The following is a 23,558-nucleotide window of genomic DNA, read 5'->3' on the forward strand; positions in this document are numbered from 1 at the left end:
AATGCCATTGCATGGAATGATTGATACCGTTTCCGTATGATTGATATTCGCCAGCTCCGCTATTTCGTCGCCGTCGCCGAAACGCTGCATTTTGGCCGCGCGGCCGAACGGCTGCACGTCACCCAGCCGCCGCTCAGCCGCCAGGTGGCTGCACTGGAACAGGAACTGGGCGTCCGCCTGATCGAGCGCCATTCGCGCAGCGCCGTGCTGACCCCGGCCGGCGCCCGCTTCCTGGAGGATGCGCGACAGATCATCGCCGCGCTCGACCGCGCCTGTCGCGATGCCCGCGCCTGGCAGTCCGGCGACCGTGGCGAACTGACGATCGGCTTCATGATGCATGCCGCCTATAGCAGCGTGCCCCTGCTCACCCGCCGCTTCGCCACCGCCCATCCCGACGTGACGTTGCACCTGCGCGAAACACTGCCGATGATGCTGGCCGACGGCGTGATGGAGGGGCGCTTTGACGCCGCCATCGGCTTCGATCCCGGCCCCCGGCGCGGCCTCGTCACCAGCCCGCTCTATCGCGAGCCGCTCGCCGCCGTCGTCCCGTCGGACCATCATCTGGCCAGTGCCAGCGCCCTCACCCCCGACCAGTTGGCCGGCGAACGCTTCATCCTCTCGCCCGCGGATGTGACGCCCACGCTGCGCCGCGCGATCCTGGGCTGGCTGGCCGCGCCACCCGCCATATTGCTCGAAACCCAGTTGCAGCAGACGATCGTCAGCCTGGTCGGCGAAGGGCTGGGCGTCGCGATCGTACCGGAATCGCTGCGACGGCTCGCCATGACCAGCGTGCGCTTCGTGCCGCTGGTCGACGCGCCGATGGTCGAACAGTTGCTGATGGTCCGCCCCGACGCCCGCAATCCGGCGCTCACCCATCTGCGCGCGATCGCCGACAGCCTCCAGCCCGCATGAAACGGTCCGCTGTCCTACAGCGCGCCGAACTGCCATGATCGCGCCCGGCTCTTTCTCAACTCAGGCAAGCTGGACGACGCAAGGAAATTTCCAACCATCGGCATAAAATGTCGAAATGTGCGGGAAATATGCGAAGTTAAGCGGCGACTTTCCTATTTTCCGCCGCCCCTTTCAGGCCACTTTGGTCAGGCTGACAGCGCTTCCGCCCGCGCGTCCAGCACCACCCGGTTTCGCCCCTCGCGCTTGGCGCGATAGAGCGCGGCATCGGCCGCCTTGATCAGTGTCGAGCCGTCGCGCTCCATGCTCTCTTCCCAGGTGGCGACGCCGAAGGACATGGTCGTCGACCCCAGCGTGCGCCCACCCTGGTTGACCATCAGCTCGCTGATCGCCTGGCGGACGATCTCCACCCGGTCGGCCAGCACCACGGCCGACGTGCCCGGCGCGATGATGGTGAACTCCTCGCCGCCAAAGCGGCAGACGACATCGCCGTCGCGGAAGCGGCTGCGCATTTCGGTCGCGACCGCCTGCAACACCGCGTCGCCCGCCTCATGGCCGAACTCGTCATTGAAGCGCTTGAAATGGTCGACGTCGCACATCACCAGGCTCAGCGGGCTACCGGTGCGCGTCGCCCGCGCAATCTCCAGCGCCAGCGTCTCTTCCATGTAGCGGCGGTTGAACAGGCTGGTCAGCGGATCACGGATCGTCTGTTCGCGCAGGCCGCGCTGCAGACGATGGTTGACCAGGGCCGACGCGATATTCTCGGTCAGCACGGTCAGGCGGAACCGGTTCTCGGCCCCCACCACGCCGCGCAGATACAGCACGCCGATCACCTCGCCGCCGGCCAGCAGCGGCTCGCAATGATAATGGTCCGCCTCGGCCCCGACATGGGCGCAGACGATGTCCGATCCCTGCTCGGTCACATAATGGCTCTGCCCGCGCCGCAGCGCCCAGCACTGGTCGGGCGCAAAGCCCGCCTGCTCGACCTCCAGCCCGCCCCAGGCCGCGATCGGCACCAGCAGGTTACGGGAATTATTATGGGCATAGAGGGCGCCGGGAATATCGGGCAGCACGCGTGGCACGAACACCCGGATGATCGACGCCAGTTCCTCGTCGGTGCGGGCCGCCTGCATCCGGTGGGCCATGCCGCCCAGCAGTTCGATCACCTCGCCCCGTTCGCGCAACACCTGCGCATTGGCGCTCAGTTCCTGGTTGGCGACCTTCAGCCGCCCCTCGCTGTCCACCTGGTCGGCGACCGCAGCCTCCAGTTCGCGCGCCATTTCATTATAGCCGCCGGCCAGCCGCTCGAACTCGCTCGACCGCATCTCGACATCGATGCGCGCACTGCGGTCGCCCGCGCCCAGCTTGCCCATCACCGTCATCATCGCATCGACCGGACGGCGGATGCCGCGGATCAGCGCCACGCCCATGATGACGATTATCGCCACCGTCAGCGGCGTGCCCAGCAGCACCAGCCAGCGAATATAGTTGAGCCGCCGTTCCACCGCGCCCATGCGATCGACCGACAGCGCGCGCTCCTCGGCCAGCAGATCGCCGACCCGCGCTTCTACCATCAGCATCAGATAGCGCCCCCGCCCGGTCGCGGTCGATGCCTGCGCCCCGGCAAAGTCGCCCGCGCGGGTCATGGCCGCCGACTTCTCCAGGCTCGCGGCCCGTTCCGTCACCAGCGCACGCACCTGCTGCGCCCGTTCATTCTGCGGCGGATTGTCGGCCGTCAGCCTGACCAGCGCGGCCGCATCATGCTTGGCGGCGGCGATCTCGGCCGCGACGGTCTCGGCAAATTCGGGATTGCGGGTCAGCACATAGCCGCGCTGTCCCGACTCCGCTTCCTGCAGATGACCCAGCGTCCGGTTTGCGGTCTTGAGCACCTGCGAGGAATGAGTCACCCAGCCCAGGCTACCGCGCATCTGCGCCGACCCGTCGAGCAACAACCCGGCGAGCAGCACCATAACCACGCACAATATGCCGCACAGCACCACAATCCGATGGGACAATGATCCGACCAACTGACACTCCCTGGGTCCGCAAGCCCATCGCCTTTGGTCAATCGCTTCGCCGATGCAACATGAATCATTGTTTTTTAGGGAGAATTGCGACCGATCGAAGACTCCTGCCTCAGCCTGTCCCTTGTAGCACAGCCAGGCTGCCAACCGTCGGCGGATCGATAACATCCCGTCCCGTCCATGCGTCGCCTTCCCGCACATAATCGACATGGCTGGCCCGACGAAACGCGTTGCCGTCCCAGACGATCACCTGCAGTTCAATCGCATTGCTGCGCCGGACATGCAGCCAGTTGAAGCTTTGCGGCTCGGCATTGCGCAGCCGGGTCGATGTCGCCGTCCCCGCCTGGATGACCAGGGCCCCGCCGCTATGCGCCACCATCTTCTGCGCGGCCTCCGCATAGGTGCGGTGGAAATGCCCGGCCAGCGCAACATGCACCCCCGCCTCGCACGCCGCCTGCACCGCATCCTCATGCCGCCCCACCGCCTCGCTCAATTCTCCACCGCGGCCGATCGGCATGGCGAACAGCGGATGATGGGTCACCAGGATGCGGGTCTTGGCCTGCGCGACCTGCGCGAAACTCTCGCGCAGCCGGTCCATCTGGTCATGGTTGATCCGCCCGTCCTTGATCGTCAGCGACCGGGCGGTGTTGAGGCCCAGTATCGCGACCTCGTCATCCTCGTAAAAGGGACAGAGGTCGCGGCTGATATAGCGTTTGTAGCGCGCCAGCGGCCGGGCGAAGCGTCGCACCACGTCGAACAGCGGCACGTCATGATTGCCGGGGATCACCAGGATCTTCAGCCCCGCAGCGCGCAGGCGACCCAGCCAGGCCGCCGCCGCCCTGAACTGCTCCACCCGCGCCCGCTGGGTCAAGTCGCCGCTGATGACGACCAGGTCGGGCCGGCGTTCCTCCAGCCAGGCGGTGGCGGCGTCGACGATGCGCGGATCATGCGCGCCGAAATGAATGTCGGACAGATGGGCGATACGGGCCATGCCTCCCCAACGAATCCATCGCTATTCGTTTCCGATGGACCCGAAATCGCCGCACGGTGTTATTGCGGCATGGAAACGAAAACGCTCCCCCGGCAGGCGATCCTGGTCGTCAACGCCCATAGCCGACGCGGCCAGGACAATTTCAATCAGGCAAGGGAAAAGCTCGAAGCCGCCGGCGTCGAGCTGATCGCTGCCCATGCGGTCGATGACCCCGAACAGATGGCCGCAACCGTCCGCCAGGCGGTGGAAAGCGGCGCGCCGATGGTCATCGTCGGCGGCGGCGATGGCTCCATGTCGGGCACGGTCGACGAACTGGTCGGCAAGGATTGCGTCTTCGGCGTGCTGCCGCTCGGCACCGCCAACAGCTTCGCCCGCACATTGGGCCTGCCGCTCGACCTCGATGGCGCGGTCCGCGCCATCGCCACCGGCCAGCGCCGCCGCGTGGACCTCGGCATGATCGATCGCGACTATTTCGTGAATGCCGCCTCATTGGGCCTGTCGCCGATGATCGGCCAGACCGTGCCGCACAAGCTCAAACGCTATCTCGGCCGCATCGGCTATCTCATCTGGGCGGTCAAATGCTCGGTCGGCTTCCGCGCCTTCCGCCTGACCATCGACGATGGCGTGAAGGAACGGCGCCTGTGGTCGACAGAAGTGCGTATCCTCAACGGCCCCTATCACGGCGGGGTCGAGCTATCGGACCATGCTGCCGTCGATACCGGCGAGATCGTGATCCAGGCCGTCGTCGGCCGCTCCAAGCCGCGCCTCGCCTGGGACTGGTATGCCAAATTCGTGAAGCTGCGCGACCGCAATGCCCATACGGAGGAATTTCACGGCCGCCAGTTCAAGCTCGCCTGCCACCCGCCACAGAAGATATCGATCGACGGCGAAGTTCTGGCAAAAACCCCGGTCACGGTAAAGATCGCGCCGGGCGCGGTCGATGTAGCGGTGCCACGCGACTAGGTGGCGAGGACAAGTCTAAATTGTCGTGAAACGATCAGGAGCGGACGTTCCTCCCCGGAACGGGGAGGTGGCAGCGCGAAGCGCTGACGGAGGGGCAGGTGCCTCTTAGCGCTGCGCTATCCGGCCTGTGCCCCTCCACCACTCGCTACGCGAGCGGTCCCCCTCCCCGTGCCGGGGAGGAATGTCTTGTGCCCACCCATCTCAACCATTCAGCGGGCGCCGAAACAGCCCCCGCCGCTCGGCCGATCTCAGGCGGCCAGGCGCAGGAAGGGCACCGGTTCGGTCGAGCGCAGCAGGATCGGCTTGCCTTCCGACGCGCGGAAGATTTCGCCGTCCAGGATCACGCTGCTCTGCGCACCCTCGATGCGGATCGTGTCGCCCTGCTCCAGATGGATTCCCTGCATCTGCTGCTTGCCCATCCGGCGGAAGACGCTGGCCCACACCAGGCGCAGCAGCGCCGACACGCTCTGGTCGACCGCCATCAGCTTCATGTTGCCACGGCGGCTGTCACCCGGATCGACGCCCAGCAGCAGCCGCTCCAGCGTGGTCACGATCAGGACCGAGAAGCGCCCCGCCAACTGCCCCTCGCGCATCAGCGAGATGCTGACCGGGTGGCTGGATTGTGGCAGGAATCGGGCACGAATGCCGAACACCAGCGACGCCAGCACGGCGAGCGCGGTCAGGAAATGGCTGAACCCGTTAGACAGGCCCAGCGGATAGATCTTGTCCCGGCAATAGAGGATATAGTCGGCCAGGCCCGCACCGCCCAGGAACATGCCCAGCACCGGACGGGTCGTCTGCCCGTCGGTCAGCGCGATCAGCTCGCGCTGCACGACATGGTCGCCCAGCCCCGACTTGGCGATCTCGACAATGCGCTCCAGCGCCTTGATCGGGTCGCCATGGATGCCCAAGTCCAGCGCGATCAGATTGGTCTTGCCATTGGGCAGCACCGCGATCGGCGGCACCCGACCGCAGAAATGCTCGCCCTGATAGAGTTCGGTCAGCGCCGCCTGCACCGTCCCGTCGCCGCCATTGATGACGATGACGGCCGGATCGACCCGCGCAATCGTCTGCAGCGCGCGGCCGATCTGGTCGACATGCTCGACCTCATAATGGAAGATGTCCGGGTTGTTGGCACAAAAACTGCGCACGCGCGGCAAGGTCTGCCGGTTGCCCGTGGACTTGGGATTGGACAGGAGCGCGACGCGAACCATGACGACCTTACATATATTTGAGGTTGATGGTGATCCGGGTCACGCCCGGTCCAGCATAGAAGGCGGCCTTGTCGACCGACGGCTTGCCCAGATTGAAGATGTTGATCGACGGATTGTTCGAAAAACCGCCGCCATCCCGCGAAATGTCCGTCTTGCCATTGCCGTCCCGGTCGTGCCGCACGGCGATGCCATATTTGCCCGGCTCCGGGATCGGCATGCAGAATCGCATGCCGCCTTCGGACGGGCGGACCACGGTGTCGATCCGGTTCAGCCATTCGCCCTTGGTCAGCCAGCTCGCCTTGGTGGCGTGATAGGACTGCATGCGCACGCGGCCGGTCGCCTCGGCAAAGCCGCGCACATCGACCAGCACCGCCGGCCCCTTGGCCGACGCGGCGCAACGGGACAGATCGTTCGTGATTTCCTGACCATGGGCCAAGGCAGGCGTTGCGGCCAACAGAACCGCCACCGGCATCAGACCCATTGCAACTTTCAACATGACCATCAGACTCCTGGAAGCTATAGCCGCCCGATGTGATCGGACGGCGAGCCCCTGTTCGCCCCGCGACTCTTTTATTAGCTGACTCGCATATGGGCGGGGTTTGCGGCCAAAACATGGTGATGGGACGACGACATAGAGAAATGCTGACTGCCATCGACCGATATCTCGCCCGCCTGATCGCGCTGCCATTGCTTGGCACCCTGGTGATCGCCGCGATGCTGCTGGTGCTCGACAAGATGTTGAGCCTGTTCGATTTTGTCGCGGCCGAAGGCGGCCCCGTCAGCGTCGTGTGGCGCATGCTCGCCAACATGCTGCCCGAATATCTCTCGCTCGGCATTCCGATCGGGCTGATGCTCGGCATCCTGCTCGCCTTCCGCAAGCTTGCCACCTCGTCCGAACTCGACGTGATGCGCGCCGTCGGCCTCTCCTATGGCCGGCTGCTGCGCGTCCCCTACATGTTCGCCTTCGCCCTCGCCCTGCTCAACCTCGGCATTGTCGGCTGGGTCCAGCCCTTGTCCCGCCACGCCTATGAGGCATTGCGCTTCGAACTGCGCTCGGGCGCGCTGGGCGCGTCGATCAAGGTCGGCGAGTTCACCAGCCTGGGCAAGCGCATGACCCTGCGGATCGAACGCAGCCTGGACGAAGGACGCAACCTGCGCGGCATCTTCGTCCGCGCCGTCGGCAAGGACGGCCAGTCGGTCGCGGTCACGGCTGCCCAGGGCGCCTTCCTCGCCACCGACGATCCCGACACCATCATCTTCCGCCTGCGCGACGGCGTGCTGGTGAACGATGCACCCAAATACAAGACACCGCGCATCCTCTCCTTCTCCAGCCACGATCTGCCGATCGACCTGCCGCAGATCGAGAATTTCCGCGGCCGCGACGTCGACCGGGAAAAGACCCTGCCCGAACTCTTCTCGATGGGGCGTGATCCCGCCACGCCGACCAAGCTGCGCAACGAGGTCCGCTCCAACTTCCATTTCCGCATGGTCGAAGTGGTGATGATGATGCTGCTGCCGATGGCCGCGCTCGCCTTCGCGATCCCGCCCAAGCGCTCGACCTCGGCGCTCGGCGTGTTCCTCTCGATCGTCTTCATCGTCACCTATCACAAGATCAACCAATATGGCGAAAGCATCGGCTCGCTGGGCAAGATCGATCCGATCATCGCGCTATGGGGGCCGTTCCTGCTGGCGTCCGGGCTGATCTTCTGGATGTATCATGTCATCGCCCACCGCCCCGGCGGACAGCCGATCGCGGCGCTGGAATATGCCTTCGCCAAGCTCGGCAAGCAGATCGGCCGCCTGCTGCGCTTCGTGACGCGGCGTGGCGAGCCGGCGCAAGGAGCAGCCTGACCCCATGCAGTTCGATTTCTTCCCCTCGCGCCAGGTCAGCTGGTACATGGTGCGGCTGTTCCTGACCCGCACCCTTGCCGTGCTAGCGATGCTGGTGGTCGTGCTGCAGATGCTCGACCTGCTCGGCAATTCGGGCGACATCCTCGCCTATCCGGGCAATGGCGATGCGCAGCTCTGGCATTATGTCGGCCTGCGCGCGCCCCAGATCGTCGCCCGCTTCCTGCCCTTCTCGGTGCTGCTCGGCACCCTCATCATGCTGGCGACGCTCAACCAGAATAGCGAGATCATCGCGATGAAGGCGGCGGGCCTCTCCGCCCAGCAGATCCTCGCCCCGCTGATCGCCGCCGCACTCGGCGTCTCGGTCCTCAGCTACGCCTTCAACGAACGGATCGTCGCCCGCTCGACCGCGATGCTCAGCGCCTGGCAGGCGGTCGACTTCGGCCCGGTGCCCGCGGACAGCGGCATCAAGACCAATCCCTGGGTGCGTGACGGCAATAATCTCGTCACCGCGGCAATCGTCGCGGGCCATGGCCAGGACGTGCAGCTGCGCAAGGTCGAGATCTTCAACCGCATCAACAACAGCCTCACCACCATCATTACCGCGCCCAAGGGCCATTATGACGCCGCCAGCAAGAGCTGGGTGCTGGAAGGCGCGCGCCAGTTCGACGTCGCCCGCGGCACGCTCCAGAATGTCGGCACCGTGCGCTTCGGCAGCGACATCCGTCCCGACCAGTTCACCTTGGCCAAGGTCGATCCCGACGCCCTGACCTTCAGCGAGTTGCAGGCGGCGATCGGCGACCTGCACGATGCCGGGCGGCCGACCGCAGAACTGGAAGGCAGCCTGTGGCACAAGCTGTCCGGGCCGCTCTCGGCCGTGCTGATGCCGATCCTCGGCTCCGTCGCCGCCTTCGGCCTCGCCCGCTCGGGCCAGCTCTTCCTGCGCGCGGTGATGGGCATGGCGCTGGGCTTCGCCTATTTCGTCGCCGACAATTTCTCGCTCGCCATGGGCAATCTGGGCGCCTACCCCCCCATTCTCGCCGCCTGGGCGCCCTTCCTCCTCTTCCTGCTGCTCGGCGAGACGGTGCTGTTCAGAACCGAGGAATAAGCGTGGTTAAGGGCTGGCAAATCCCGTCATGCCAGCGAAGGCTGGCATCTCAGGCATGCGCACGCCACGTCAACGAATAGCGAGACGGCCGGCCTTCCTTCTACCGCCGCCTTGAGTTCACGGAACAAGTGCAACAACTGTTAGAATGTTGCCGCGATGGGAGAAAATCATGGCCACTTCAGCCTTGAAGAGCGGATCGAGATTTACCGGCTGCATGCAGCCGGTAAATCTCGAAAAAGCATAGCGACACGCCCAGGACGGTCAGCGTTCACGATCAGTCACGAACCGCGGCGCAACAGCGCCAAGACAAAGGCGCGGCCTGACGGCTACGAGCCAGTGCGTGCCCATCATCTTGCCGAGCGCCGACGGCGATGAGATTACCGCTTCAAGCTGGGGGAATAGCAGGCCCTCGCTGATATGTTATGAAGCTGACCTATGAGCCAGCGCTGCTGCAATTCAACAACCCATTTTGCGATACCGCCTGAGCAGAAAATCAAGATCGAGCAAAGCCTCTATACCTTCACTGGCATTGACCGACCTAAACCGCACTCAGCATTTGTTGACTATTATCTTGCCGTGCCAGTTTATTGTACACAGTCAGTCGCATTCCGTTATTACCCTTGGTTCGGCGCAGAACACCCCTTACCTGATCCGTCGGATGATCCCATCTGGCGACATAACGCTCATGGGCATTGCCTCGCGGCAGGGCATCGATCCGACCTCTCGGTCTGAATCGCCGTAGCAATGCGTCCACCAATTCTATCACGCTGGCAGCGCATTGATCGATAAGGAAGCGTTGCAGCAACGTCTGCCTTCTAGGCCGGATCGCCATTCAGGATTCACAAACGGCGTGATGTCTGATTCATGTGGCTCCGTGTTGAGGCGCGGAGCGGATGGATGGGGATCAAGCGGTATGAGCTAACCGAGGCGCAGTGGGCGAGGATAGCCCTTTTGCTGCCCGGTAAGGCCGGCGATCCGGGCCGAACGGGATCGGATAACCGATTGTTCGTGAACGGATGTTTGTGGATTTTACGCTCAGGCGCACACTGGTGCGATCTGCCGGAACGCTACACCCGTTGGAAGACAGTTCATCGGCGTTTCAGCCGGTGGTGCCATGCTGGTGTATGGGAGCGAGCAGGGCCCGGAGTGTTCTGGCGGTGGTTGTAGCCTTGCGGTCTTTCATTTTGACGACGAGCGTCAGGCAGGATTGCCGCTCATGGGCGACTAGGATGGCTTGTCCATAGGTTGCAAAGAGCATGGCGTCGGCTTCCCAATGGCCTGGCGTGCATCGGTCGTCGGCCTCGCCGGGGCGCTCGCAGAGCGGTTTTCTGCCAGTAATGAAGTTTGCCGGCGAGCCGCCCGGCTTTCGGCGCCAGCCGCGTTTGGACTTGCCGCGCGCAAGGTAGAGGCGCCAGCTGAAGTCCTGGGTTCGCCGTATCTGGGCATAGACGAAGCGATAGATGCGCTCATGACTGACGACGGCGTGACGGGCATCATGTGTCATGCGCCCGACGATCTGTTCGGGTGATCATCCCCGCCGCCATTCGGTCGAGCACGGCTTCGCGTAGCGCGTGATCGCGCTCAAGCCGGGAGCCCGACCACCGTCGTGCCGCTGCCCGTTCCTGCGCATGGACGGGGCGATAGCCGATCGTGTGGCCGCTGTTGTGCTTCAGTTCCCGAGAGATCGTCGATGCCGAGCGATCCAGAGCTGCAGCGATTTGCCGGATCGATTGCCCGTCTTCATGAAGACGGGCAATCGAACACCGTTCCTCAAGCGTAAGCTGGTAATATCCTGACATGGCAACACCTGTCTGCGGTGTTGCACTTCGCTTGTGAACTCAGGGGATCCATTCGGCACTACGCCCGAGAGCGAGCGCAGAATGGATCCCGGATCAAGTCCGGGATGACGAAGATGGAGAGGCCAGCATTTGCGCGTCAGCCGTCAAAACCCGACATCGTCAGGCAAGCGCAGCAAAGCCCTGTCCGTCTCGCCTAATCTCTGATCTACCCTGAGCGAAGCACCAGCACCGCCCCCTTCTCTCGCCCCGGCCGGAGCCCGCCACGGTCGGTGCCCCATGTGTCACCTCCCTGTCGCGTCGGCATGACCCAACCGGCGCGTCGGCCCGACGCTGTCCTGACCCAGTTGACGCGCGACTGGCGCGCCATGGGCGCGTGGCGAGCGCGTATCCAGTGCAAACAGCCCGAAATGCCACACGACACTGTGAACTTCGCCCCTGTCGCGTCGGCATGCCCCTTGCCGATCCCGCTTTATCGGCAATAACCTTCCTCGCCCGGCTTCACGATCAGGCAGTCCTGCTTGTCGGCGAGATATTTGAAGCCCGTCTCCGCCCCCGTGCCGGGCCGGATGGCGAGATCGCGGCCATCGCGCACGAAACGGATCGTCGCGCCATCGGCCAGGCCGCTATAGGTCGCCTCCCGGTCGAGATTATCCTTGTTGGCCAGCGCATAATGGCCCGGCTTGCCGTCGGGTGCGGGCTGGATGTCGAGGAACAGCCCTTCCGGCCCGGTCCAGCGCCCGACCCATTCGTCGGTAGGCAGCGCCGCACCTACATTGTCCGGGGCCGCGACAGAGTCCGTATCCTCGATCGCCTCGGCATGGGCCGGCACGCTCGCATTGTTCGCCACCGCTTCATTGTCCACGCCCTTGGCGCAGCCACCCAGCAGCAATAGCGCGCCCAGACCGGGCAGGATCAGGCGAAGGGCGGACGTGGTGGCGGGCTGTCGGATCATCCATGGTCTCCTTGCTGTCATGACGACAATATGCGGGGGAAACGGGCGAACCGGCCGGATCGATCCGCAATCGGGTCGAACGGCGCTTGCCAGCGCCCGTCATTTCCGCACAATGAGCGGCAACAATATAGCATGTTCGGGACGCCGGGTCGTCCCATGCCGGGGGGCAAGTGAGAGCGAAATTCGTACGGGAGTCCGCCGATGTCCGGCGGCAGGCACTGATCGACGCAACGGCAAAATGTCTGGCGGAAAAGGGCGTGGCAGGCACCTCTGTCCGCGCCATCTGCGCCGCCGCGGGCGTGTCGTCCGGGCTGCTGACCCATTATTTCGAGGGTGTCGATGCGCTGATCCTGGCCACTTATCGCGATGTCGGGCAGCGCGTGTCCCAGGCCATGGACGATGCGATCATGGGCGCGGGCGATGATCCGCTGGACCGGCTGCGTGCCTTTCTCCAGGCCAATTTCCGTGAGCCCGTGCTGGACGCCGACCTGCTCGCCACCTGGATCGCCTTCTGGAGCCTGATCAAGTCCAACGCCGATGTCGCGGCCGCCCATGCCGACATCTATGCCGCATCGCGCGCGCAGCTGGAGGGGCTGGTCGCCGCCGCCGCGCCGGCCTTCTCCGCCGCGCAGGTACGGCTCAAGGCCATCGGCCTCACCGCGCTGGTCGACGGGCTGTGGCTGGAATATTGCCTGGATCCCACCAGTTTCAGCGCGGCGGAGGCGCAGCAGCTGGTCGAACGGGCCATGGGTCATGCCCTGCGGGATCAATGAGCTGTTCGATTAATCGGATAGTGTGTGATCGCTTTTATCTATCAACATGTCCGAGAAAACCAATTTCCCCCGAATCATCCGCTTCCCTAAACAGGCTTCGCAACAGCAACCCTAATCAAGGAACTGGATAGCCCATGGCTCTCATCAACACCCCCCTGCAGCCTTTCAAGGCAACCGCTTTCAAGGAAGGCAAGTTCGTCGACGTCACCGATGCCGACGTCAAGGGCAAGTGGGCCGTCTTCTTCTTCTACCCGGCCGACTTCACCTTCGTCTGCCCGACCGAGCTGGAAGACCTGGCCGACATCTACCCCACCCTGCAGGGCATGGGCGTGGAAGTTTACTCGGTGTCGACCGACACCCACTTCTGCCACAAGGCCTGGCACGACACCTCGCCGGCCATCGGCAAGATCAACTATTACATGCTGGGTGACCAGAACCACGACATCTCGAACCAGTTCGGCGTGCTGCGCGAAGGCGTTGGCCTGGCCGACCGCGGCACCTTCGTGCTCGATCCCGAAGGCGTGATCCAGCTGGTCGAAATCACCCCCGAGGGCGTGGGTCGCAACGCGGCCGAACTGCTGCGCAAGATCAAGGCGCTGCAGTACTGGACCAGCCATCCGGGCGAAGTCTGCCCCGCCAAGTGGGAAGAAGGCGCGGAAACCCTCGCCCCCTCGCTCGACCTCGTCGGCAAGATCTAAGCATCTTTAGGTGCTGAAAGGCCGCCGGGTTCGCCCAGATTGAGGGGACCCGGCGGACCTTCAAAAAGCTTTCTACAGACTTATCTCTATTTCAACGGGGCTTTTGGGTCGCACCAATTCCCCGGACGGGCCGTCGCGTCCTCCCGATCGGGACGGCCCGCCATTTTTTCCCACGGAGCCAGACAGACATGTTGGACGCAAATCTCAAGGGGCAGTTGAAAGCCTATCTGGCGAACATCACCCAGCCGATCGAGCTGGTGGCTTCGCTGGATGAAAGCGCGAAGTCGCGCGAAATGAACGAATTGCTGACCGAAATCGCCGAGCTTTCGGACAAGGTCAGCCTTGCCACCGGTTCGGACAAGCGCAAGCCCAGCTTCATGATCCGCCGCGTCGGCACCGATATCGGCGTCACCTTCGCCGGCCTGCCGATGGGCCATGAATTCACCTCGCTCGTGCTCGCCCTGCTGCAGGTCGGCGGTCATCCGTCCAAGGCCGCGCAGGATCTGATCCAGCAGGTGAAGGATCTGGACGGCGACTATGCGTTCGAAACCTATTTCTCGCTGTCGTGCCAGAACTGCCCCGACGTGGTGCAGGCGCTGAACCTGATGAGCGTCTTGAACCCCCGGATCAGCCATGTCGCGATCGACGGCGGCCTGTTCAAGGATGAGGTCGACGCCCGCAAGGTCATGGCCGTGCCCACCATCTTCCTCAACGGCGAACCCTTCGGCCAGGGCCGGATGGAGCTGGAGCAGATCGTCGCCAAGATCGACAGCGGCGCCGAGGCGAAGGCGGCGGAGAAGATTCGCAAGCAGGATCCCTTCGAGGTGCTGGTGGTCGGCGGCGGCCCCGCTGGCGCGGCTGCGGCCATCTATTCGGCACGCAAAGGCATTCGCACCGGCGTGGCGGCGGAACGCTTCGGCGGTCAGGTGCTCGACACCATGGACATCGAGAATTTCATCTCGGTCAGCCGCACCGAAGGCCCCAAGCTCGCCTCGGCGCTGGAGGCGCACGTCAAGGATTATGACGTCGAGATCATGAACCTGCAGAAGGCGGCGAAGCTGATCCCGGCCAAGACCGAAGGCGGCTATCATGAGGTCGTGCTGGAAAATGGCGCGTCGCTGAAGGGCCGCACCATCATCCTGTCGACCGGCGCCCGCTGGCGCCAGATGGGCGTGCCCGGCGAAGACGAATATCGCAACAAGGGCGTGGCTTACTGCCCGCACTGCGATGGTCCGCTGTTCAAGGGCAAGCGCGTGGCGGTGATCGGCGGCGGCAATAGCGGCGTCGAAGCGGCGATCGACCTGGCCGGCATCGTCGCCCATGTCACCCTGATCGAGTTTGACAGCCAGCTGCGCGCCGACGCGGTGCTGCAGCGCAAGCTCGCCAGCCTGCCCAACGTCAAGATCATCACCTCGGCCCTGACCACCAGGGTGAACGGCAATGGCGAGCGGGTGAGTGGCCTCAGCTACAAGGACCGCAACAGCGGCACCGAGCATGATGTCGAGCTGGAAGGCATTTTCGTCCAGATCGGCCTGGTCCCGAACACCGAATGGCTCAAGGACACGATCGCCCTCTCGCCCCGTGGCGAGATCGAGATCGACGCGCGCGGCGAAACCAGCCAGCCCGGCATCTTCGCTGCCGGCGACTGCACCACCGTGCCCTACAAGCAGATCGTCATCGCGATGGGGGCAGGGTCAACCGCAGCCCTGTCGGCCTTCGACTATCTGATCCGCCTGCCCACTGCCGAGGAAGCGGCCGAGGCAGCCTGAAAAATGCCCGCCTGAACCAGTTCCCCCCTTCTGGTTTTCAGGCCAGCGAAGGCCGGTCCGTTCCCCTGACGGACCGGCCTTTTTCCTATTCTCTCGTCCGAAATGCGCGACCGCTCAGCTTTCGATCAGGTCGAGATAAGCGACGACATCATTGTCGGTGGCGAGGAACAGACCGTCCTGCACGTCCTGCGGCTGCTGCTCGGCGACGCGCAGGGCTTCGCTCAGGGGGCCGTACAGGATCGTCATCGCCGCACCGTCGTCGCCCAGATGATAGAGGCGGACGGTCGCGCTGTCATAGGTGGTGCGCATCGCCCTTCCCTATCAGATCGGCGCGGCAAAGTCAGCGCCGGTCCTTCACCTTCATGCTCGGGGCAAGCTGGTTCTGGCCGATACGGACGACATCGTCGGTAAAATTGGCGACGAAGGTCGAGCCGCGCGCAAGGCCCGGCACGAAGCCGGCCTTGTTCCCTTCGATCACCAGGGCGCTGCTGTCCTGCTCGCGGCCCTCTGGCGCAATGGTGATGAAGGCCGACCAATTATCCTTGTCCTTGCCCTGCACCATGTCGTTGCCGACGATCTGGCCACTGGCGCCGTTACTGAGGTCGATCATGTAATTGGTGAGATGGCCGCCGCTGTCGTCAAAGCTGTTGTCGCGGATATCGACCTGCGCGGCGCGGCTCTTGAGATAATGGCCGCCATCGCCCTGGTCGAAGCGCGAACGGGTGACGCTAAGGCGCGCGACCCGGCCGATATAGATGCCATGGGCGCAGTCGAGATCGCGGTCGCACCGGCCCAGATGGCGGAAAGTCGACTTGTCGATCTGGACCGTGGCACCGCGATCCTCGCCGGTCAGAATGCCTTCCTCGCTGTTGCGGAACAGGCTGTTGCTGACGGAAAGATTGCCTTTTTCGAGGCGGATGCCCGATCCATTGCCGTCAGGCACGCGCAGATTCTGGAAGATCAGGCCGTCGACCATGGTGGTGCGGCCGCGCAGCACCAGAGCTGCCTTTTCCTCACAAACCACCCCGTCGAAAATCGCACTGCCCGGCGTTGCCGCCTTGATCGTCACCTCGCCGCCATTCTGCACGGCGCATTGGCGATAGGTGCCCGGCGCGACGATGATCGTGCCCTTGCCATCGCCGATCGCGCCGATCGCATCGGCAAGCGAGACAAAGCCCCGGCCATTTTCGGCAAGGGTGAACGGGGCCGGCGCACTCTGGGCAAAGGCCGACGCGGTGATGGCTGCGGACACCAGCAGCAGGGTCAAGAAGATGCGCATGGCATCAAGGCTAGGCGCCGACCGCATCATAGCCAAGCCCCATAGTAAACCTGAAAGCACATGCCCCACTTTGGGGCAGGATTATTGCCAAGACGTTTACAGGGGTCCGGCGCCCCGAAAAGGCCGTTCGCCTTTCACCTGACCGTCGGCGAAGCGGCAGACCGCAACGCAATGACATCCTGATCGAACGCACCGCACGCCCGCCCGTCGCTTCCGCTTGCAGAACAGGAGATTGAGGCCGGCATATCTGACCGGTTGGCTGCCGTGATCGCTGTGGTGGACAAGTCCCCCAAGGCAATATGAACCGCCTTGTTGCGGACCATGCCCTAATCGCGGACCTTACCCCGGATCGCATCGAAGAAAGCCAGCGGATCAGCTGGGTCCAGCGGGCGCTGTTGCCAGATTGAGACTTCCTCCAGCACCGCGTTGGTGATCGTGCTGATCAGGTCGAGGGATGCGTCGATCCCGTACAGTTCACGCAGATGACCGGTGATCTCTCTCGTACTCATTCCAGGCGCGTACATCGATATGATCTTGTCATCGAAGCCAGGGAAACAGCGCTGGCATTTAGCAATCAGCTGCGGGGCGAAACTGCCCGTCCGATCGCGTGCTACTTCCATCTCGATCCGCCGCCCGTCAGTCGTCACTGTCTTGCGGCAATAGCCGTTTGGGGTGTTGCCCCTTTGTTCGTCCTGGCCAAGATGGTGATCCATCTCCGCATTGAGCGCCCGTTCGGCAAACGCCTTCTTCTGGGAATCGAGCCGGCCGCCTTGGCTTAGCGCAGCCGCGGCATCAGTGTCAGCTAGGCCGGATCGCCATTCAGGATTCACAAACGGCGTGATGTCTGATTCATGTGGCTCCGTGTTGAGGCGCGGAGCGGATGGATGGGGATCAAGCGATATGAGCTAACCGAGGCGCAGTGGGCGAGGATAGCCCTTTTGCTGCCCGGTAAGGCCGGCGATCCGGGCCGAACGGGATCGGATAACCGATTGTTCGTGAACGGATGTTTGTGGATTTCACGCTCAGGCGCACACTGGTGCGATCTGCCGGAACGCTACACCCGTTGGAAGACAGTTCATCGGCGTTTCAGCCGGTGGTGCCATGCTGGTGTATGGGAGCGGGTGTTCGACACGCTGACCGCCGACCGCGACAAGCAGTATCTGATGATCGACAGTACCATCGTCCGCGCCCATCAACAGGCGGCGACCGGAAAAGGGGAGCAAGGACCAGGCGCTGGGGCGTTCCCGAGGTGGACTGACGGCCAAGATCCACATGCTGGCGGATACGCTTGGCCAGCCATTACGCTTTCGCATCACATCGGGGCAGGCCAGCGACGTCACCGCCGCTCCTGACCTTCTGGAATGCCAGAAGGCCGAGGCCGTACTCGCCGACAAAGCCTATGACAGCAATGGCTTACGTGGAAGGATCGCCGCCATGAAGGCCGAAGCGGTCATCCCCTCGAAGCGTAATCGCAAGACCTTCATTCCGCACGACACAGCCATCTACAAGCACCGCAACCGGATCGAGCGATGCTTTAGCCGCCTCAAGCATTTCCGCCGCTTCGCTACACGCTACGATCGCCGCACCGCCCACTTCACCGGTTTCGTTCATATCGCCGCGGCTATGATCTGGCTGCCGTGAATGTCGATCCGCGCTAGAATGTCGTTTGGTATCGAGGGGTCTTTCAGTCGAAACATACTGGGTCTCCTTGTCACCCATTATGCCTCACCGCACACGAAATTTCTGACAGCCCCGCCGGTTGACGTGATTGAGTGAGCAAGGCGCAGCCTTGTTGCTGACCGTGGCGCGCAGGGCTTGCCACGGATTACCCCCTGTAAACGCAGATCGCGCATTAGCCGTTCGACGATGCATCGGGCGACGGCAAAGCCCTCGCGGTTGATCTGCCGCCAGACTTTGCGCACGCCGTGGACGCCGAAGTTCTCAGTAAAGACGCGCACCACCTCCGCCTTCAGATCCTGATCGCGCCGGGCTCAGATCGATAGCCGCTCCGGATCACGCCGTTGTACGACACGCTCGTGGTAGATGCACGGGACAATCGGTATCTGTCAGGATATGGCGCTTGCGCCCCTTGGTCTTCTTGTCCGCGTCATACCCCCGCGACCCGCCGCTTTCCGTGGCTTTGACGCTCTGGCTGTCGATCAGGCCAGCACTGGGTGAGCCCTGGCGGCCTGCAGCTTCGCGTCCGATCAGCAGCAGGGTATGGCTCGACGACAACCATAGTCTGTTGTCCAGCCAAAGATAGAACCAACGCCGCGCCGTCGAGACCGGCGGCAAACACGGCGGAAGCATCCGCCACGAGCTGCCGCCACGCAACAGATGCAGGATTGCCTCGACAATCCGCCTGAATGACCACTTGTGCGGCCGCCCTACATGCGAGGGCGGCGGAAAGAATGGCTCGAGCAGCGCCCATTCGGCATCGATCAAATCGCTTGGCCGCCAAGTCTGCACGCACATACTGCGTTTCAGTGGTATCGGCCCACATCGTTGATTTCCTTTAGTTTTTTGCAATACCGCTGAATCAACGACAGGATGCACTGTCAATATAACCCACTGATACGAATCAACTTAATTTCGGAGCAATCTCTGAGATCGAAACGATGGCCGCCCAGCGGGACGGATGATCCGCCTCGTGGCACTGCACCATCCGCACCGCCCGCGCCCAGCCTTCGGGCGAGCAGCCCGCCACGCTCGCGTCCGCGATCACATAGCCGCGCCCGTCCCCGCCCAGCCCGACCACGACGATGCCGCACGCATCGCCGCCCGCCGTCGCCGGCGGATCGACCGCCACCACCACCCGCGCCAGCACGCCCGGCACATGCCGCACCCGGCACGCCTCCAGCGCCGCGCGGGTCCACAGCGCCCCTTCCGCCTCCTCGATCAGTTCGCCATCCAGTTCCTGCCGCCCCAGCCGCGTGCCACCATAAAGCCGCGTCACATCATCGACAAAGCCCGCCGCCAGATGCGCTGCATTGTCCGCCGTCCGCCCCCGCGTCAGGACCACATCGGCGCCATCTCTCGCCACCAGCGCCCGCACGAGCGGCACCGGGCGCGGCGTCGTCGTCGCCACCACGCGCGGATCATGCCCCAGCCGCATCGCCATCATCATATTGTCCCAGGCCGCCTGCCCGCCCGGCCATTTGCCGATCTCGTCGGCCCAGCCATGGCTGAACTGCGGCCCGCGCAGGCTTTCGGGCTCGGCCGCGCCGAACAGCCGCGCCTGCGCGCCATTGGGCCAGGTCAGCGTGCGCAGCGCCGGGGCATAGGCCGGCCTTGCCCACCAGGGCGCCACCGCCAGCAGGCCGCTCGCCCCCTCCACCATCACGCTGCGCGCCTCGCCCAAAGTCGCACCGACCAGCGCGATCCGCGCCTCGGGATCGCCCTCGGCAATGGCGCGCACCCATTCCGCCCCGGCCCGCGTCTTGCCGAAACCGCGCCCCGCCATCATCAGCCAGATGCGCCAGTCGCCCGCCGGCGCCAGTTGCGCGGGCCGCGCCAGGAAATGCCAGTCCCGCCCCAGCCGCTCGGCCGCATCGTCGCTCAGCCAGCGCGCCAGCTCGGGCCAGGCCGCCGCCTGCTCGACCCAGTCGCAATCGGCCATCTGCATCCCCGCCCCCTCTCCCCAAACAGCGCGCAACAAAAAAGGCCGCCCGCAGGCGGCCTTCCCGAAAATCTCCGCGCCTCCGCGCCTCCGCGCGAACCAAATCCTATTTACGCGGCGCCATCCCGCCAAAGGTCACCAGGCTCTCGGCCCCGTCCTTGGCCACCGCCGCGACGCCGATGAAATGATCGTCGACCACGATATCTTTCAGCACCGTCTGCGTCGCGCCGGTCACGACCCGGCTGTCGCTCCAGTCCTGCTTGTCCGCGCGCCGCCAATAGACCTTGTAAGCCGTCGCCCCCGGCACCGCGTCCCAGAAGACCCGCGTATCCATCGACAGCGCGCCATCGAGCGACACCGTCGCCGGCGCCGCGGGCGCATCGGCCAGCCGCCGCAAGGTCGCAACATTGAGCGCCGTCACCTTCGCCAGATAGGGAAAGTCCATGCCATCGACCGTGTCGCCATAGACCCGGCCATTTTCGGTGCGCAGGTCCTGATGCTGCCGGTCATAATTCTCGATCCCCACCGAAAAGCGCACCGCCGGGAAGCCCAGGTCCAGGAAGGGCGAATGGTCGCCGCCGCGCCCGAACCGGTCGAACCGCCGCACCGCCAGCACCTCCAGCCCGATCTTCGGGTCCGCCTGCGCAATGCCGTCGATCGCCTTGGCCAGCGCCCGCGACGGGCCGTCATCCTCGCCGCCGATCGCCCGGCGCGTCAGGTTCGCCTTGGCGTCGTCGCCCGCGCGAATGCCTTCGGAGAACACCCGCACGCGATCCGCAACCACTTGCCCATTCTGGCCCACCGTGTTGCCGACAATATCATTGTTCAGCATCGCCCGCACATGCCAGCCGCGCGCCTTGGCCGTGCTGGCAAGCAGCTTGCCGCCCCACAATCCCTGCTCCTCGCCCGACAGCAGCGCATAGACGATCGTGCCGTTGAATTTCTGCCCGGCCAGCACCCGCGCCGCCTCGATCACCAGCGCCGTGCCCGACGCATTGTCATTGGCGCCCGGCGCATCGCTGGTGATGTTCATGACATCGGTCACGCGGCTGTCGATATGGCCCGCGACGATCACCACCTCGTTGGGATCACCGCTACCCTTCTGGATCGCCAGCACATCGACCACCTCGACGCCATCGGGCGCGCGCGGGCCCGTGAAGCGATCCGCCACCGTCTCGACGCTCAGACAGCCGCCACAGCCCTTGCCGATCTTCTCGAACTCGGCCTTGCCCCAGGCCCGCGCCGCACCGATCCCGCGCTTGGGGTCGGTCGCACTCGACAGCGTATGACGCGTGCCGAAACTGACCAGCTTCTCGACCGTCGCCTTCAACCGCGCCGCATCGGGCGCGGACGGCGCGGCGGGTGCCGCCAGCACTGGGGTTGCAAGGGCCGAAGCGGCGGCGAGCAGGATCAGTTTCTTCATCTGACCAGTCTCTTAGAGGCTTTTCCCATCAGGTAAAATCATCTGATCGTTCATCCTCGACAGGCCGGCCCGCCATCGTCAGGCAGATGCCAGCCCCGCTTCCCGTCGCCGGACCTGATGCCCGATCGTTTTCCAGTCCAGACGGATATCCTCGCCTCTTCCATGCACGGCAATCGCCGTCCCAATGGCGATGAGGGCCAGCATCAGACCGCCCAGCGTATCCACCAGATAATGGCCGCCGACCGGCACGGCCGATGCGAACATCACCATGTTCAGCAGCAGAAACGGCCAGCGCAGCCAGGGGAAGGGCCAGAAGGCAAATATCAGAAGGATCGCCGATGCCGCATGAAAACTCGGCATGGTGATGATCCCCGTCAGCGCATCGCTATCCAGCGTGGCCTTAGCCCCGGACCGCAGTTCCTCCATCAACGCCTCCAAATGCCAGGAAGCCCAGGCGGTCGCACCCGGCATCTGCGCCGGATCGACATTATAATGATGGAATGCAGCCACCGCCGGAAAGAAGGGGAACATCACTATCGTCAGCAACAAACACATGCCCCAGGCGGTCATGAACCGATAGGCCAGCGCTGGATGCCCCAGCCCGCAAAGCAGCAATATCGCCAACTGCGGTTGCCAGTTGATCGCGGCATAGGCGTGGATCAACAAGGTCGCGATCCGCGGACTGGCCTGAAACCACGCCATCATCGCCAGCCAGTCGAAATATAGCGCACGGTCCGCTGCGGCCAGCATCGTATCCGCATAGGGCAATGCCGTTCGCGCCAGCGCCGCACAGCCCAGCGCAGCTGTCGCTGCCATGAAGTAGAACAGCCCGGTAAGCACCAATATATGGCCCAGCCGCTGACCGCTCCCTTCCCGCGCTGCCATGGCGGCATTCCCGGATGGCGTGCGGCGAAGAATATAAAGTCCGCTGGCCAAGAATATGATGATTGCAACATAGAGCGGCGCCAGATCCACGATGTCGACATGGAAGGACTGCACCGTCGCGGCAGCCGCCAGCAGGATCGTCATCAGCATCGCGAGCAGAATGACCGGCCATGAATGCCGAAAATCGTGGAGACATCCCGCGCACACGCTGCGCACGCGAACGACAATATTGCCGATCACCAAAACCCCCACAGATCTTTACCCCGCAGAGGCGGCTATAGCCAATCCATGTATGAAACATTAAGAAACAAATATTGTCATCATTGAAAACTGCACGTTCTATATTGTCCACCGCATAATATAGTGAGCGGCACACCGCGCGCCTTCATTCCTCCATCATCCGATGCGCCGCCATCACCGCCGGATCGTTGTTGATCACATGCAGATAGGCGGTGCGTTCCGCCGTCCCACATTGGCGCTTTGCCAGCCCGCCGCCTTCCGTTCAGCCGGCGTCCGCCGCATCGCGGCGCCAATGCACGATCGTCACCGCCATCAGCGGCAGCACCAGCATCGGCAACGCCGCCATCGCCTTCGCCACCCACGGATGCGCGACCAGCCATTCCATCATCAGCGCGACCAGCACCGTCCCGCTCCAGAACAAGGCCCCGCACAAGGCCAGGCTGGCCAGGACGATCCCGATCCGCATCGTCATTCTTCCACCACCCGCTGCGCCGCGATCACCGCCGGATCGCTGTCGATCGCATGCAGATAGGCGGTGCGCTCGGCGGTCCCGCGCTTCAGCTTCGCCAGCCCGCCCACCTGTTCCGGCGTCAGCATGATCCGCACATAGCCGCGATCAACCAGGCACTGGTCCAGCGCCGCCTGCAACTGCGCGCGCACGTCGCTGCGCGTTATCGCCTGATATTTCGCGCCGAAATTCGCCGTTCGCCGCGCCACATTGGCATCGTCATGATGCATGCCGATATTCGCCGCCGCCATCAGCGGGCTGGCATCGCTATCGCCACCATAGGTCCGCAGGATCATCGTCAGGTCGACCATGCTCAGTGCATCCAGCGCCTGCGCCGTCTCCGGTCGCACCGTCACCGCCCTGTCCCGCGTCGCCTCCGCGCAGGCCCCTGCATCGCCGGCATAGTCGGCCAGCGACACGCCCGCCTTGGCCCAGCTTGTCGGCGGCGCGCCGCGCGCGCCAGCGCGCAGCATCATCACCATCGGCGCCACCAGCATCAGCGCCATCCTGCTCCGGGTCACACGCCGCATCCTCGCCTCCTCAGCCCCAATGCCCG

Annotated in this window: 21 protein-coding genes and 5 pseudogenes; 10 read left to right on the plus strand and 16 right to left on the minus strand. The window is 64.1% G+C overall.

The features are described from left to right. Nucleotides 1–36 precede the first annotated feature (36 nt). Complete coding sequence (locus tag ACUCV3_RS13810) at nucleotides 37–912, plus strand: LysR family transcriptional regulator (protein ID WP_048938287.1); 876 nt, start codon at nucleotides 37–39, stop codon at nucleotides 910–912. A gap of 185 nt (nucleotides 913–1,097) precedes the next feature. Here ACUCV3_RS13810 and ACUCV3_RS13815 read toward each other — a convergent pair whose 3' ends face one another. Then, nucleotides 1,098–2,879 (minus strand): diguanylate cyclase, encoded by a 1,782-nt coding sequence (locus ACUCV3_RS13815; RefSeq protein WP_048938286.1) that lies wholly within the window; start codon nucleotides 2,877–2,879, stop codon nucleotides 1,098–1,100. 166 nt (nucleotides 2,880–3,045) lie between these two features. After that, complete coding sequence (locus ACUCV3_RS13820; protein ID WP_048938285.1) at nucleotides 3,046–3,924, minus strand: metallophosphoesterase family protein; 879 nt, start codon at nucleotides 3,922–3,924, stop codon at nucleotides 3,046–3,048. A 69-nt stretch (nucleotides 3,925–3,993) separates the two neighbouring features. Here ACUCV3_RS13820 and ACUCV3_RS13825 point away from each other — a divergent pair, with 69 nt between their 5' ends. Then, nucleotides 3,994–4,887 (plus strand): diacylglycerol/lipid kinase family protein, encoded by an 894-nt coding sequence (locus ACUCV3_RS13825; protein ID WP_048938284.1) that lies wholly within the window; start codon nucleotides 3,994–3,996, stop codon nucleotides 4,885–4,887. A 248-nt stretch (nucleotides 4,888–5,135) separates the two neighbouring features. Here the strand turns inward: ACUCV3_RS13825 and ACUCV3_RS13830 are convergent, their stop codons facing one another. Next, complete coding sequence (locus ACUCV3_RS13830; RefSeq protein WP_010337966.1) at nucleotides 5,136–6,101, minus strand: acylglycerol kinase family protein; 966 nt, start codon at nucleotides 6,099–6,101, stop codon at nucleotides 5,136–5,138. Nucleotides 6,102–6,108: 7 nt separating this feature from the next. Further along, entirely contained in the window at nucleotides 6,109–6,603 is a 495-nt protein-coding gene (locus ACUCV3_RS13835; RefSeq protein ID WP_010337967.1) for a DUF2141 domain-containing protein, read from the minus strand. A 137-nt stretch (nucleotides 6,604–6,740) separates the two neighbouring features. Between ACUCV3_RS13835 and lptF the strand changes: the two genes are divergently transcribed. From lptF to ACUCV3_RS13855, 4 genes and pseudogenes are all read left to right on the plus strand, one after another. Continuing rightward, a complete protein-coding gene (gene lptF, locus ACUCV3_RS13840; RefSeq protein WP_004211025.1) occupies nucleotides 6,741–7,952 on the plus strand; it encodes an LPS export ABC transporter permease LptF in 1,212 nt (403 codons plus the stop codon). Between the two features lie 4 nt (nucleotides 7,953–7,956). Beyond that, complete coding sequence (gene lptG, locus ACUCV3_RS13845; RefSeq protein WP_004211023.1) at nucleotides 7,957–9,057, plus strand: LPS export ABC transporter permease LptG; 1,101 nt, start codon at nucleotides 7,957–7,959, stop codon at nucleotides 9,055–9,057. Nucleotides 9,058–9,213: 156 nt separating this feature from the next. After that, entirely contained in the window at nucleotides 9,214–9,432 is a 219-nt protein-coding gene (locus ACUCV3_RS13850; protein ID WP_080993626.1) for a helix-turn-helix domain-containing protein, read from the plus strand. A 528-nt stretch (nucleotides 9,433–9,960) separates the two neighbouring features. After that, nucleotides 9,961–10,191, plus strand: a pseudogene (locus tag ACUCV3_RS13855) (transposase); the annotation flags it as partial. Here the strand turns inward: ACUCV3_RS13855 and ACUCV3_RS13860 are convergent. Continuing rightward, nucleotides 10,181–10,856: pseudogene (locus ACUCV3_RS13860) on the minus strand (IS30 family transposase); the annotation flags it as partial. The pseudogenes ACUCV3_RS13855 and ACUCV3_RS13860 sit on opposite strands and share 11 nt — an antisense overlap. A gap of 469 nt (nucleotides 10,857–11,325) precedes the next feature. Continuing rightward, nucleotides 11,326–11,808 carry a hypothetical protein gene (locus ACUCV3_RS13865; RefSeq protein ID WP_048938282.1) on the minus strand — a complete coding sequence of 161 codons (483 nt, stop codon included), beginning with the start codon at nucleotides 11,806–11,808 and terminating at the stop codon, nucleotides 11,326–11,328. Between the two features lie 170 nt (nucleotides 11,809–11,978). Between ACUCV3_RS13865 and betI the strand changes: the two genes are divergently transcribed. From betI to ahpF, 3 genes are all read left to right on the plus strand, one after another. After that, on the plus strand, nucleotides 11,979–12,581 hold the full coding sequence (gene betI, locus ACUCV3_RS13870) for a transcriptional regulator BetI (RefSeq protein WP_048938281.1): 603 nt from the start codon (nucleotides 11,979–11,981) through the stop codon (nucleotides 12,579–12,581). Between the two features lie 134 nt (nucleotides 12,582–12,715). Next, complete coding sequence (gene ahpC, locus ACUCV3_RS13875; RefSeq protein WP_004210655.1) at nucleotides 12,716–13,279, plus strand: alkyl hydroperoxide reductase subunit C; 564 nt, start codon at nucleotides 12,716–12,718, stop codon at nucleotides 13,277–13,279. 188 nt (nucleotides 13,280–13,467) lie between these two features. After that, nucleotides 13,468–15,048, plus strand: a complete 1,581-nt coding sequence (gene ahpF, locus ACUCV3_RS13880) for an alkyl hydroperoxide reductase subunit F (protein ID WP_048938280.1) — start codon at nucleotides 13,468–13,470, stop codon at nucleotides 15,046–15,048. Between the two features lie 114 nt (nucleotides 15,049–15,162). Here the strand turns inward: ahpF and ACUCV3_RS13885 are convergent, their stop codons facing one another. The 3 genes and pseudogenes from ACUCV3_RS13885 to ACUCV3_RS13895 form a co-directional block, all read right to left on the minus strand. After that, nucleotides 15,163–15,357, minus strand: coding sequence for a hypothetical protein (locus ACUCV3_RS13885; RefSeq protein WP_048938279.1), 195 nt, complete (start codon nucleotides 15,355–15,357; stop codon nucleotides 15,163–15,165). Nucleotides 15,358–15,388: 31 nt separating this feature from the next. After that, nucleotides 15,389–16,327 (minus strand): right-handed parallel beta-helix repeat-containing protein, encoded by a 939-nt coding sequence (locus ACUCV3_RS13890; protein WP_048938345.1) that lies wholly within the window; start codon nucleotides 16,325–16,327, stop codon nucleotides 15,389–15,391. A gap of 329 nt (nucleotides 16,328–16,656) precedes the next feature. Beyond that, nucleotides 16,657–17,169, minus strand: a pseudogene (locus tag ACUCV3_RS13895) (IS256 family transposase); the annotation flags it as partial. A gap of 48 nt (nucleotides 17,170–17,217) precedes the next feature. Here ACUCV3_RS13895 and ACUCV3_RS13900 point away from each other — a divergent pair. Beyond that, a protein-coding gene (locus tag ACUCV3_RS13900; protein WP_199909712.1) for an IS5 family transposase occupies nucleotides 17,218–17,968 on the plus strand; the annotation gives its coding sequence in 2 pieces (ribosomal slippage) (nucleotides 17,218–17,543 and nucleotides 17,542–17,968; 753 coding nt in all). 77 nt (nucleotides 17,969–18,045) lie between these two features. Here the strand turns inward: ACUCV3_RS13900 and ACUCV3_RS13905 are convergent. The 7 genes and pseudogenes from ACUCV3_RS13905 to ACUCV3_RS13935 all read right to left on the minus strand — a co-directional run bounded on the left by ACUCV3_RS13905 (nucleotide 18,046) and on the right by ACUCV3_RS13935 (nucleotide 23,532). Next, nucleotides 18,046–18,300 carry an IS3 family transposase gene (locus ACUCV3_RS13905; protein WP_482240691.1) on the minus strand — a complete coding sequence of 85 codons (255 nt, stop codon included), beginning with the start codon at nucleotides 18,298–18,300 and terminating at the stop codon, nucleotides 18,046–18,048. 82 nt (nucleotides 18,301–18,382) lie between these two features. Beyond that, nucleotides 18,383–18,830: pseudogene (locus tag ACUCV3_RS13910) on the minus strand (transposase); the annotation flags it as partial. Nucleotides 18,831–18,995: 165 nt separating this feature from the next. Further along, nucleotides 18,996–19,952: pseudogene (locus ACUCV3_RS13915) on the minus strand (terminase large subunit domain-containing protein); the annotation flags it as partial. A gap of 100 nt (nucleotides 19,953–20,052) precedes the next feature. Next, the gene (locus ACUCV3_RS13920) at nucleotides 20,053–21,369 is read right to left on the minus strand and encodes a M28 family peptidase (protein ID WP_048938277.1); all 1,317 of its coding nucleotides are present in this window, start codon (nucleotides 21,367–21,369) and stop codon (nucleotides 20,053–20,055) included. 78 nt (nucleotides 21,370–21,447) lie between these two features. After that, nucleotides 21,448–22,398, minus strand: coding sequence for a phosphatase PAP2 family protein (locus tag ACUCV3_RS13925; RefSeq protein ID WP_159078573.1), 951 nt, complete (start codon nucleotides 22,396–22,398; stop codon nucleotides 21,448–21,450). A 358-nt stretch (nucleotides 22,399–22,756) separates the two neighbouring features. Further along, nucleotides 22,757–22,966, minus strand: coding sequence for a hypothetical protein (locus ACUCV3_RS13930; protein ID WP_048938275.1), 210 nt, complete (start codon nucleotides 22,964–22,966; stop codon nucleotides 22,757–22,759). Further along, entirely contained in the window at nucleotides 22,963–23,532 is a 570-nt protein-coding gene (locus ACUCV3_RS13935) for a hypothetical protein (RefSeq protein ID WP_048938274.1), read from the minus strand. The genes ACUCV3_RS13930 and ACUCV3_RS13935 overlap by 4 nt, the downstream gene beginning before the upstream one ends. Nucleotides 23,533–23,558 lie beyond the last annotated feature (26 nt).

The organism is Sphingobium sp. VMM (assembly GCF_056790315.1).